The organism is Klebsiella sp. M5al, from assembly GCF_002090195.1.
Lineage (GTDB): Bacteria > Pseudomonadota > Gammaproteobacteria > Enterobacterales > Enterobacteriaceae > Klebsiella > Klebsiella grimontii.
Genome location: NZ_CP020657.1, coordinates 446,103 through 456,598 on the forward strand (window position 1 = coordinate 446,103; position 10,496 = coordinate 456,598).

General features: G+C 57.1%; 12 protein-coding genes. 2 read left to right on the forward strand and 10 right to left on the reverse strand.

Translation table 11 applies throughout. The annotated features are described in order from the left end of the window. Nucleotide 1: 1 nt before the first annotated feature. The 6 genes from alsK to BWI76_RS02170 all read right to left on the reverse strand — a co-directional run bounded on the left by alsK (nt 2) and on the right by BWI76_RS02170 (nt 6,057). On the reverse strand, nt 2-928 hold the full coding sequence (alsK, locus tag BWI76_RS02145; protein ID WP_064371513.1) for an allose kinase: 927 nt from the start codon (nt 926-928) through the stop codon (nt 2-4). Further along, nucleotides 912-1,607, reverse strand: coding sequence for a D-allulose 6-phosphate 3-epimerase (alsE, locus tag BWI76_RS02150; RefSeq protein ID WP_004137478.1), 696 nt, complete (start codon nt 1,605-1,607; stop codon nt 912-914). The genes alsK and alsE overlap by 17 nt, the downstream gene beginning before the upstream one ends. Nucleotides 1,608-1,617: 10 nt before the next feature. Further along, nucleotides 1,618-2,598, reverse strand: a complete 981-nt coding sequence (gene alsC, locus BWI76_RS02155) for a D-allose ABC transporter permease (protein ID WP_004137477.1) — start codon at nt 2,596-2,598, stop codon at nt 1,618-1,620. After that, a complete protein-coding gene (gene alsA, locus BWI76_RS02160) occupies nt 2,577-4,109 on the reverse strand; it encodes a D-allose ABC transporter ATP-binding protein AlsA (protein WP_004137476.1) in 1,533 nt (510 codons plus the stop codon). The genes alsC and alsA overlap by 22 nt, the downstream gene beginning before the upstream one ends. 65 nt (nt 4,110-4,174) lie before the next feature. Next, nucleotides 4,175-5,110: a D-allose transporter substrate-binding protein gene (gene alsB / locus BWI76_RS02165; RefSeq protein ID WP_004137475.1), complete on the reverse strand. Its 936-nt coding sequence runs from the start codon at nt 5,108-5,110 to the stop codon at nt 4,175-4,177. 59 nt (nt 5,111-5,169) lie between these two features. Further along, nucleotides 5,170-6,057 (reverse strand): MurR/RpiR family transcriptional regulator, encoded by an 888-nt coding sequence (locus BWI76_RS02170; RefSeq protein WP_004137474.1) that lies wholly within the window; start codon nt 6,055-6,057, stop codon nt 5,170-5,172. A gap of 364 nt (nt 6,058-6,421) precedes the next feature. On the opposite strand from BWI76_RS02170, the gene rpiB reads away from it, so the two are divergent. After that, a complete protein-coding gene (rpiB, locus tag BWI76_RS02175) occupies nt 6,422-6,871 on the forward strand; it encodes a bifunctional allose-6-phosphate isomerase/ribose-5-phosphate isomerase RpiB (RefSeq protein WP_004137473.1) in 450 nt (149 codons plus the stop codon). 69 nt (nt 6,872-6,940) lie between these two features. Further along, nucleotides 6,941-7,273: a DDRRRQL repeat protein YjdP gene (gene yjdP, locus BWI76_RS02180; protein ID WP_004137472.1), complete on the forward strand. Its 333-nt coding sequence runs from the start codon at nt 6,941-6,943 to the stop codon at nt 7,271-7,273. Between the two features lie 33 nt (nt 7,274-7,306). Here yjdP and phnP read toward each other — a convergent pair whose 3' ends face one another. Genes phnP through phnL form a run of 4 tightly spaced genes read right to left on the reverse strand, consistent with a single transcriptional unit; the run spans nt 7,307 to nt 10,462 of the window. Beyond that, complete coding sequence (phnP, locus tag BWI76_RS02185; RefSeq protein ID WP_004137470.1) at nt 7,307-8,065, reverse strand: phosphonate metabolism protein PhnP; 759 nt, start codon at nt 8,063-8,065, stop codon at nt 7,307-7,309. A gap of 14 nt (nt 8,066-8,079) precedes the next feature. After that, a complete protein-coding gene (phnN, locus tag BWI76_RS02190; protein ID WP_004137468.1) occupies nt 8,080-8,643 on the reverse strand; it encodes a ribose 1,5-bisphosphokinase in 564 nt (187 codons plus the stop codon). Continuing rightward, nucleotides 8,643-9,779 (reverse strand): alpha-D-ribose 1-methylphosphonate 5-triphosphate diphosphatase, encoded by a 1,137-nt coding sequence (gene phnM / locus BWI76_RS02195; protein ID WP_064371512.1) that lies wholly within the window; start codon nt 9,777-9,779, stop codon nt 8,643-8,645. The genes phnN and phnM overlap by 1 nt, the downstream gene beginning before the upstream one ends. Beyond that, complete coding sequence (phnL, locus tag BWI76_RS02200; RefSeq protein ID WP_004137464.1) at nt 9,776-10,462, reverse strand: phosphonate C-P lyase system protein PhnL; 687 nt, start codon at nt 10,460-10,462, stop codon at nt 9,776-9,778. Before phnL ends, phnM begins: the two co-directional genes overlap by 4 nt. Nucleotides 10,463-10,496: the final 34 nt, after the last annotated feature.

Consider the following 10,496-nt stretch of genomic DNA (forward strand, 5'->3'; position numbering starts at 1 on the left):
ATCATACTGTAACAGGAAGGGGTAAATAACGGCTGCGTGCCAGCGCCGCCGCGCCCTGGGCGCCGTTAAACGCTGATGATGACGCGGCGATAAAGCGTACGGCCTGATACGGCAGCGGACGGCGAACGTAGGTTTTGACCATCGCGATTAAGGTATCGCGCGGGAAGGCGGGCATATCCATCACACCGCCGCCAAGAATTACCGCGTCGGGATCGAACAGGTTGACGCTGGTGGCGATAGCGCGGGCGGCGTGGTTTAGCAACGTCTGGACAAACGGCTCCTGCTCGGCGTGGACGAACAGTTCGCCCAGCTCGTACGCTCGCGGCTGCTGTTCATACCAGCGCTTGAGCGCAATGCCGGAGCAAACGGTTTCCAGACAGGCGGGGTTGCCGCAGGCGCAGGTGAGGGCGTCATCGCCCAGCGGAATATGCCCCAGCTCGCCCGCCACGCCGTGCGCGCCGGTCCACGGCCCGCCGTTCAGCCAGACCGCGAAGCCCATACCGGTGCCAAGATAGGCCGCCAGCACCTCCTGCTCCTGCAGGCCATTCTCCTGTACATCAAAAGAGAGCTGCAGATTCACATCGCGGGAAAACTCCACCGGGCAGCATAGCGCTGCTTCCAGCCGGTCGGCCAGGTTGTAGAGGTCGTCGGCGGCGAGAGGTAGATTGGGCGTTGAGATAATCGTCCGCTTGTCTTTTGCCACCAGCGCCGGGAACCCCATCACCAGCCCGCAGCAACGGGCGTCGTGCAGGGTCAGCTGCTGCTGCAACAGGTTTTTAATGCCGTTGACCAGGCCGTCGGCGCTAATCACGTCCGCGGTGCGCCGCTTTTCGCAGTGCAGCGCTTCGCCCTGCGCGGTTTGCAGGCAAAGGCGGATATGGGTCGCGCCCATATCCACGCCCGCAACAACGTTACGCTGTTTTTGCATGAGGCAGTACCTCGTGTTTCGCCGCCAGGATCTGCTCGACCATGATCTGCCACGCATCTTCAATCTTCTCGGCGTGATTAAAGAGGCCTGAAGTGCCGACGATAAAGACGTCCGCGCCCGCCGCCATCAGTTTTTGATAGGTGGCTTTATTGCAGGAGCCATCGATTTCGATCTCGTAGTTCAGCCCTTCGCGCTCGCGCCAGGCTTTCAGTTCGCCGATTTTTTCCAGCATCTCCGGGATAAACGGCTGCCCGGCGAAGCCCGGATCGACGGTCATCACCGTGATTTTGTCGGCTTTATGAATGTAGTACTTCATGGCCTCGACCGGGGTTTCCGGGTTGAGGATCAGCCCGACCTTCATGCCGTGGCGGCGGATCTCTTCGATCAGACGGAAGGCCTGGCCGTTAATCGTTTCCGGATGCAGGGTGATAAAATCCGCCCCCGCCTGCGCCAACTGGCTAATGTAGTCCTGCGGGCGGGTGACCATCAGATGGCAGTCCAGCGGCTTGCTGGCCAGCTTTTTCACCTGGCCGACGAAAAATGGCGACAGGGTCAGGTTCGGTACAAAATGACCGTCCATAATGTCGATGTGAAAATAGTCTGCGTGCTGGTCGATAAACTCGATCTGTTCTTTGAATTTCAGCAGATCCATACACATTAAAGAGGGAGCAATTTTCATTATAAATTCCTTACTTACTGATAAGACGGTCGAGGGCGACAGCCGCGATGATTAATCCGCCCATTACCACCAGCTGGTAGTAGGTTTGTACTTGCAGAATGTTCAGTCCGTTATTGATGGTGCCGATAATCAGGCCGCCGATGACCACCGAGAAGATGCGTCCTTTGCCGCCGAAGAAGCTGGTGCCGCCGATGATGGCGCTGGCGATGGCGTAGGTTTCAAAGCCCATCCCCGCCAGCGGTTCCGCCGCGCCGAGACGCGCGGTGGAGACCACGCCCGCCAGCCCGGCGCAAACGCCGGAGATAATGAACACCAGCAGCATGTGGAATTTGACGTCGATACCGGAGTAGAAAGCGGAGTTCTTGTTACCGCCCAGCGCGTAGATGTTGCGGCCCACGCGCATGCGGGTGGTCAGGAACCAGAGGATCACCGCCACAATCAGCGAGAAAATCACCGGAACCGGTATACCCAGCGGCGTGGCGGCGAAGAAGTTAACGAAATCAAACGAGAAGCCGTATACCGAGTTGGCATCGGAAATCACCAGGGTGATACCGCGAAAGATAGCGTTGGTGCCGAGGGTGATAATGAACGGGTGCAGGCCGGTCCAGTTGACCAGGCAGCCGTTGATGGCGCCCAGCGCGCCGCCGACCAGCACGCCGCCAATCAGCGCCGCGAGGAACGGATCGACGCCCGCCAGCATCAGCTTAGCGGTGACCATCCCGGAGAGCGCGAGGATCGCCCCGACCGACAGATCGATCCCGGCGACGAGGATCGCGAAGAATTCGCCCATGCCGATCAGGACGGTGACCGAACTTTGGACGAAGATCTGCGTAATGTTGTTGGTCGTCAGAAAGTACTCTGACGACAGGGTGCCGAAGATCGCGACGATAATGGCGAGGATAAAAAAGGTGCCGTATTTATCCCAGAATAGCGCGAAGTTAAACGGTTTTTTCTCGTCCATATCGCCTTTCACTCTTGTGGTAATGCCCATGCCATAATCTCCTCTTCGCTCAAGTCGTCGCGATTGGTCAGGATTTGCGTCAGTCGCCCTTCGCAGAACACGGCAATGCGGTCGCAGACGGCGATAATTTCAGGTAGTTCGGATGACACCATCAGGATGACTTTTCCGTCATCGGCCAGCTGGCGCATCACTTTATAAATTTCGGCTTTCGCGCCGACGTCGATACCGCGCGTCGGCTCGTCAAAAATGATCACTTCGGGGCTGCAGCACAGCCATTTGGAAATCAGCACCTTCTGCTGGTTGCCGCCGGAAAGCTCGGTGATGTTCTGATCGACCGAATGGCACTTCAGCGCCAGCAGCTTGCGCTGCTCTTCCGCCGTTTTGCGTTCGTCGCCTTCGCGGAACAGCCCCATGGCCCCTTTGTAGCCGCCGCGCTTCAGGCTCTGGCTGACCGCCATGTTCTGAGCGATGGAAAAATTGGGGAAAAAGCCGTTTTCCCGGCGGCTTTCGGTGATGTAGCCCATCCCTTTTTTTAAGGCGTCCAGCGGCGAGCGGGGGGAGATCGCTTTGCCGTTGAGATAAATTTCACCGCCGCTACGTTTATCAACCCCAAACAGGCAGTCCATGAGCTCCGTGCGCCCGGAGCCGACCAGCCCAGCAAAACCGAGAATTTCGCCGCGATTCACGCTAAATGAGATATCGCGTACCTTTTTTTTGTCATGGCTGGTAACGTTTTTCACTTCGAATACCGTCTCGCGGACGATATTGCCGGTGCTCTCTTTCATGGCGTTAAAGCGGTTTTGCAGCTCGCGGCCGACCATCAGGCGTACGATGTCGTCGTTATTCACTTCGCTGACCATTCCGCTGCAGACGCTGCTGCCGTCTTTCATCACCGTGTAGCGGTCGCAGATGCGGCGTATTTCCGCCAGCTTGTGCGAGATATAAACAATGGCGGTGCCCTCTTTACGCAGCTGGTTCATGATCAGGAACAGATAGTCCACCTCTTTGTTGGTCAGCGAGGAGGTCGGCTCATCCATGATCAGCACTTTGGCGTCGAGCATCAGCGTTTTGGCTATTTCCAGCATCTGCTTATGGCTGATGGAGAGATTCACCACCTTTTCGTCTAAATCGATCTTCAGCCCGACGCGCAGCAGCATCATTGCCGCCCGCACGCGCATCTCTCGCCAGTCGATGACGTTAACGCCGCAGACTTTTTTCGTCAGATGACGGCCAATATATAAATTCTCCAGCACCGTTAATTCATCAATGACGCTGAGCTCCTGATAAATAATGCCGATGCCGAGCTGGGCCGCTAATTTATGGTCCAGCTTGTCGTAGTTGACATTATTAATGGTAATGGTGCCTTTGGTCGGTTCATGGATTCCCGACAATACTTTCATCAGCGTTGATTTACCGGCACCATTTTCCCCTAATAACGCATGTATTTCGTGCGGGTAAATAGTTAAATCAACCGATTTTAATGCGTGAACCGGGCCAAAGGATTTGCCGATCCCCGCCATTGAAATATATGGCGTGAGCATAGAAAATTTCCTTCATTACCTCTGGGTGAATTCCCCTCTCCCAAAGGAAAAGGGGATTTACAGACTTACTTCGTCACCAGAATGGAATCCACCAGCGTAAACTGCGGGGCTTTATCCAGCGGGATCACCTTGCCGCTCTTCTCGGCATCGACCATCAGCTTCAGGCCCGTCGCGCCGATATCCGCCGGGTTCTGCGCGATAGTCGCGGTCATCTGTCCGGCTTCGACCATTTTGCGCGCTTCCGGAATACCGTCGGTACCGACCACCAGCACCTTGCCGGTTTTACCCGCGTTGGCGACGGCCTGGGCGACGCCCATCGCCATGGTGTCGTTGGCGCAGTAAATCGCTTTAACATTCGGGTTACGCTGCAGCACGTTCGTGGCGACGTCCAGCGCTTTAATACGGTCCCAGTCGGCGGGCTGGCTGGCAACCAGCTTGATCTGGCTCGCTTTTTTGAAGGCTTCGGTGGCGCCATTGCGGCGAGCTTCACCGGAGGCGTTACCGGCTTTACCTTCGATAATCGCCACTTCGCCGCCTTCCGCACCCAGCTTGTCGATAATAAAAGCCGCGCCCTTCGCCCCAACCGCCACGTTATCGGTGGTGACGAAAGCCTCGACGTTGCCGCCGGCTTTCTTCAGGTTATCCATATCGATTTTTTCATCGAGGTTGACCAGATAGATGCCCTTTTTCCAGGCTTTAGCCACCGGCATCACCAGGTTTACCGAGGAGAGGGGCGCAAAGGCGATACCTTTGTAGTTTTTGTTGCTCAGGTCTTCAAACAGCTGCAGCTGCGACTGAAAATCGCCTTCGGAAGGGGAGGCAAAAATATCGACGCTTACGCCCAACGTTTTGGCTTCGTCTTCTATGCCCTTTTTCATATCCACCCAAAACGGATTGGATAAGGTTTTTAAGACCACAGCATAATCGGCGGCGGCAAAGGCGCTGGTGGATAACATTACGCCCATGAGCGTGCCGCTGAAAATTTTCAGATATTTATTCATGGCAGTATTCTCAGTGTAGGATACAGTTATATTGATCCCACCAACGTGGGATCGGTTTTTTATTTAAGCGCGCCGGGTGAAAAGAAATTAACAATCGCGCCGGTTTTTTGCATATTTAAATTCGCTTGTTCAATATTCAGCTGGGCAACGGAAACAAAAAAAGCATCTAATAATGTGAGTTGTAATATACGCGCTGAGGCGTTACGGCCTAATAAAGGCGTCTCTGGTGCTGGCGAACAAATAATAAAATCAGCTAGTTTGGCAATCGGTGAATGATAGCTATGGGTGATACAAATAATTTTTGCGCCGTTCTTTTTCGCCAGCTCCACCGCCGATTTGATATCGCTGGTGCGCCCGGAGTGCGAGACCACCAGTACCACATCGCCTTCCTTCAGCAGCGAGGCGGACATCATCATGATATGCGCGTCCGGGTAGGCCTGGCAGCGCACGCCGATGCGTAAAAACTTATGCTGCACGTCCGCGCAGATGGCGTTTGAACCGCCTGCGCCATACAGGTCTCGCTGGTTGGCCTGGGCGAAAAAGCGCGCCGCGCGATGAATTTCGTCGACGTTAACGATCGACTGGCCTTCCATAATGGTGCGCAGGGTGATGTTAAACACCTTATTCACCACATCCTGCGGCGCTTCATCAAAAGAGAGCTCAGTCGGCAGGACCTGCTCAGACTGCGAGAAATAGGCTTCCAGCGCGCTGCGCAGATTACGAAAACCGCTAAAACCAAGCAGTTTAGAGACCTTAACGATCATGGCCTCAGACACCGACAGCGCCTCTGCGACGTCCTTAATGGCCGGCGCATCGCTCAGATTGCCGGGGGTAAGCAACCATTCGACGATGCGGCTTTCATTTTCGGTCATCCCTTCCTGCTTCATGCGAAGCCAGGGGGCAAGGCCGATACCGTTGGGGAGCGAACTGGATTCTGACTGACTCATCGCTTTCTCATTGTCCATAAAATGAAGACGTCACTATATCACCACAGGCAAAACAGAAAAGATACAATCAACTTCACAAATTTTATATTTTTATAAAGTATTATCTGTTGTGAAGTTTTGGGTGGGCGGATTTTTCGTTTTTTGATTTGTTATTTATTAAATATCAATAAATTATATGTTTTATATTGATGTTTTTAACGGCGTGATTGTTTGAGGTAAAAGAACACTGACGCTTGATTTGTGAAATTACAGCGTGTAGAACAGGCCCTGGCTGCGGTGTTTTTGACGCTTATTTGGCCGATAAATGCCGTTTAAATCACAACATAAAGCATTTCCGTAAAGTGAATAACAGGCGAGGCTAGGTATGAAAAGGATTGCAATTGGCTGCGATCATGTCGGGTTTATTCTGAAAGACGATATTGTGTTGCATCTGCGTCAGCGCGGAATGGAGGTGGTGGATAAAGGCGCATGGTCAACGGAACGCACCGATTATCCGCGCTATGCCAGCGCCGTCGCTCAGGCGGTTGCCGCCGGCGAAGTTGACGGCGGGATTCTGATCTGCGGCACCGGCGTCGGCATCTCCATCGCCGCCAATAAGCACCCGGGCATTCGCGCGGTGGTGTGCAGCGAGCCTTACTCCGCGCAGCTTTCACGCCAGCATAATGACACCAACGTTCTGGCCTTTGGCGCCAGGGTGATCGGCCTTGAACTGGCGAAAATGATCGTTGATGCCTGGCTGAGCGCCGAATTTGAGGGCGGACGCCATCAGGGCCGGGTAGACGCCATCGGCGCGATTGAACAGCAGCGGATTTGAGATTCCTCCGCTACTCGCCGCGATAGCCCTTGATTAACGTAGAGCCAGCCCCCTGATGAGACTGGCTTTATGAAACGTTACTCTACTGCTTTGCTTTTCTGCGCTCTTTCCTTCGCCAGCCAGCTGGCGCACGCCGATATTATTGACGACGCGATCGGCAATATTCAGCAGGCCATTAATGACGCTTATCAACCCAACGGCAGCCGTTCCGATGACGATGATTATGATGATGGACGCTATCAGGGCAGCCGTCAGCAAAACGCCGATCGCCAGCGGCAGTATGACGATCAACGGCGACAGCTGGAAGATCGTCGCCGCGAACTTGATGAGCGTCAGCGCCAGCTGGACCGGGACCGCCGTCAGCTGGAAAGCGACCAGCGCAGGCTGGATGATGATTATTGATGCGGCGCGACCCGCGGCCTTCGTCGCGCCCGGTTAATCCAGCACAATCTCCATACCGTCAAATCCCGCTTCAAATCCCGCAGGCAGAGAATTTTCCATCATCCACGCATCGAACTGGTGGCTGATATGGGTAAGGATCACCCGCGGGCAGCCAATCACCTGGTTAATGGCCCGCACGGTGTTGAGATCGCAGTGGTTGCGCGGGGGCTGCGGGCGCGGCTCGTGGCTACAGTCGATGATGATAAGCTGCGGTCGGTTGTTAAGCAGGAACTTGAGGGTTTTTTCCGGCAGGGCGGCGGTGTCGGACAGCCAGGCGACCCGGCTATGGGCCGATTCCAGCAGGTAGCCGAAAGTGAGCTTTGAGTGGTTCAGCGGCAGCGGCGTAACGCGCAATCCCTGAAGTTCAAACATCACGAACGGCTCAACGGTATGGCTGAAATCCAGCAGGCCCGGATGCCTGAACAGGTCATCGCAGCCCTGTTCATCGGGCGGGCCGTAAACCGCAATAGGTTCGCCCACTCCCCAGCGCAGGGGGAACAGGCCCTGCACGTGATCCATATGATAATGGGTGAGCAGAAACTGCTGAAAGCTACCGGCGGGCCACCGCTCCAGCAGATCCGGCAGCCCGGCATCGAGCAGCGTCACCGCGTTGTTGAACTTCACCGCCGCGCTACAGGGGCGACGGCGATGCGCGTCGTCGGCGCGAGCGCGGCGGCAGGCGCGGCAGTCGCAGCCGAAAACCGGCACCAGCTGCGCGCCGCCGGTGCCGGTCAAGCGGATCGTCAGGCTCATGTTTTCTCCTCGTCTCAGGCAATTTGCTGCTCGCGTCGGTTGCCGTGAACGCGAATCAGCGAGACCAGCGCATCCACCGACTGGCTCAGACGGCCATCGTTATTCAGGGTCAGACACGCGCTCGGCGTATAGCGCGCCGCGCGTTCCAGCCGCTGGGCGATTTCCGTCTCGTTCTCCCTTCCACGCTGCTCCAGGCGCTGTCGCAGCACCTCCGGCGAGACCTGCAAACAGATGGGCAGCAGGGCGTCGGCATAGCGCGCCTGCGCCTGCGCGAGGTGGGCGCGGGAGCCATTAGCGACCACGTCAAACCCGGCGTGCAGCCACAGGTCAATCTCGATGCCGATGCCGTAGTAATTATTGTTAGCGTGCCAGCTAAGGGCAAACAGATGCTGCTCGGCGCGGGTAAAAAACTCATGTTCGCTGAGGGCGATATGGTTTTCACAACCCGCGTTGTGCGGGCGGGTAATGTAGCGGTGCGCCACCAGCAGCTGGGGATGCTCCCGCTGGCGCAGCGCCGCCAGCAGGCTGTCTTTACCGGAGCCGGACGGACCGACCAGCCAAATCAGTTTTCCTGTCATCAGAAGACCCTCTTGCCTTGCCGCCAGACGCGATCAATATGGATATGCTCGCCGCGACGGTGCGCCAGCACCAGATCCGCCCGTTTACCTTCGGCAATCACCCCGCGGTCATGCAGCCCCAGCGCCTGCGCCGGGTTTTTGCTTACCAGGCGAATGGCCTGCGCGAGGGTAAAGGCGTTGCCCCCGTCGTCGGCGATGCGGAAAGCGGCATCCAGCAGGCTGGCGGGATAATAGTCGGAGGAGAGAATATCCAGTAGGCCGCTGGCCGCCAGCTGGTGAGCGGCGACGTTGCCCGAGTGGGAACCGCCGCGCACGATATTTGGCGCGCCCATCAGAACGTTCATGCCGTGCCGGCGCGACGCCTCCGCGGCAGCAAGGGTGGTGGGAAATTCGGCGATGGTGCTGCCAAGTTGGCGTGATTCGAGCACATGTTCGCAGGTGGCGTCATCGTGGCTGGCCAGCGCGATATTGCGCTCGCGGCAGATAGCGGCGATGCGCTGCCGGTTGGGCTGCGACCAGGCTGCCGCCAGCGCCATCTGCTCCTGTTCGAAGTTGTCCATCTGTTCGTTGTTCAGATGGTATTTGCCCTGATAGTAGTCGCGATATTTGCTGAGGTCGGCGTACTGGCGCTGGCCGGGGGAGTGATCCATCAGAGAGACCATGCTCACCGGCTCGCGGCCTACCAGCTTCTCAAACAGCGGCAGGGTGGTGTGATGCGGCAGTTCGCAGCGCAGATGCAGTCGGTGTTCGGCGCGGTTGAGGCCGCGCTTTTGCGTCTCTTCGACGGCGTTGATCATTTTTTCCAGGTTTTCCAGACGGTCGCCGCCGTCGCGCACATCGCCAATAGCCACGGCATCGAGCACGGTGGTGATGCCGCTGGCGACCATCAGCGCGTCGTGGCTGCTCATCGCCGAGTGGGCGGGCCAGTCCACCTTGGGTCGCGGGGTGAAAAACTTGTCCAGGTTGTCGGTATGCAGCTCGATAAGCCCCGGCAGCAGCCAGCCGCCTTCGCCGTCAACCGCCTCCGCCAGCCGGCTCTGGTTTTCGGCAAAGGCTGAGATTCTGCCGTCGTGAACTTCCAGCGAACCGTTAACCACCTCGTCTTCGAGGACCAGCTTTACGTTATTAATAATCATGCTGAAATCCCCATCGGGTGCAGGCGGTCGGCGACCTGGTTGCGCGTGGCCTCGTCGTGGAAAATACCGACGATCGCCGCGCCGCGGGCTTTGGCTTCGTGAATCAACGCCACCACCGCGGCGCTGTTGTTAGCGTCCAGCGAGGCGGTGGGTTCGTCGAGAAGCAAAATCGGGTAGTCGACCGCGAAGCCGCGGGCAATGTTGACCCGCTGCTGTTCGCCGCCGGAAAAGGTTGAGGGGGCGAGGTGCCACAGGCGTTCGGGGACGTTCAGGCGCGTTAGCAGGCGGGCGGCTTTCGCGGCGCTCTCTTCGCGCGAGGCGCCCAGTTCGAACAGCGGTTGCATCACCACGTCGAGGGCGGAGATACGCGGGATCACCCGCAGAAACTGGCTGACCCAGCCGATGGTAGTTTTGCGCACCTCCAGCACTTTGCGCGGCGTGGCGGTAACCAGGTCGACCCATTCGTCGCCGTGGCGAATATGAATGTGGCCGCTATCGGGGAGATAGTTGGCGTACAGCGAGCGCAGCAGGGTCGATTTTCCGCTGCCGGAGTGGCCGTGCAGCACCACGCATTCACCGGCATTCACGGTCAGCGAGGCGTCGGCGAGGACCGGCAGACGGACGCCGTGCTGCTGGTGCAGAACAAAGGTTTTATGGATGTTTTCAACGCGGATGGCGTTCATTTTTAGCCTCATCGTGCCTGAATTTCCCCGGATC

What these genes read in the sequence shown, in the direction of transcription:
- phnP (WP_004137470.1), bottom strand. Translation starts at nt 8,065, where the DNA reads ATGAGCCTGACGATCCGCTTGACCGGCACCGGCGGCGCGCAGCTGGTG.
- alsE (WP_004137478.1), bottom strand. Translation starts at nt 1,607, where the DNA reads ATGAAAATTGCTCCCTCTTTAATGTGTATGGATCTGCTGAAATTCAAA.
- alsA (WP_004137476.1), bottom strand. Translation starts at nt 4,109, where the DNA reads ATGCTCACGCCATATATTTCAATGGCGGGGATCGGCAAATCCTTTGGC.
- alsC (WP_004137477.1), bottom strand. Translation starts at nt 2,598, where the DNA reads ATGGGCATTACCACAAGAGTGAAAGGCGATATGGACGAGAAAAAACCG.
- phnN (WP_004137468.1), bottom strand. Translation starts at nt 8,643, where the DNA reads ATGACAGGAAAACTGATTTGGCTGGTCGGTCCGTCCGGCTCCGGTAAA.
- alsB (WP_004137475.1), bottom strand. Translation starts at nt 5,110, where the DNA reads ATGAATAAATATCTGAAAATTTTCAGCGGCACGCTCATGGGCGTAATG.
- rpiB (WP_004137473.1), top strand. Translation starts at nt 6,422, where the DNA reads ATGAAAAGGATTGCAATTGGCTGCGATCATGTCGGGTTTATTCTGAAA.
- BWI76_RS02170 (WP_004137474.1), bottom strand. Translation starts at nt 6,057, where the DNA reads ATGAGTCAGTCAGAATCCAGTTCGCTCCCCAACGGTATCGGCCTTGCC.
- phnM (WP_064371512.1), bottom strand. Translation starts at nt 9,779, where the DNA reads ATGATTATTAATAACGTAAAGCTGGTCCTCGAAGACGAGGTGGTTAAC.
- yjdP (WP_004137472.1), top strand. Translation starts at nt 6,941, where the DNA reads ATGAAACGTTACTCTACTGCTTTGCTTTTCTGCGCTCTTTCCTTCGCC.
- alsK (WP_064371513.1), bottom strand. Translation starts at nt 928, where the DNA reads ATGCAAAAACAGCGTAACGTTGTTGCGGGCGTGGATATGGGCGCGACC.
- phnL (WP_004137464.1), bottom strand. Translation starts at nt 10,462, where the DNA reads ATGAACGCCATCCGCGTTGAAAACATCCATAAAACCTTTGTTCTGCAC.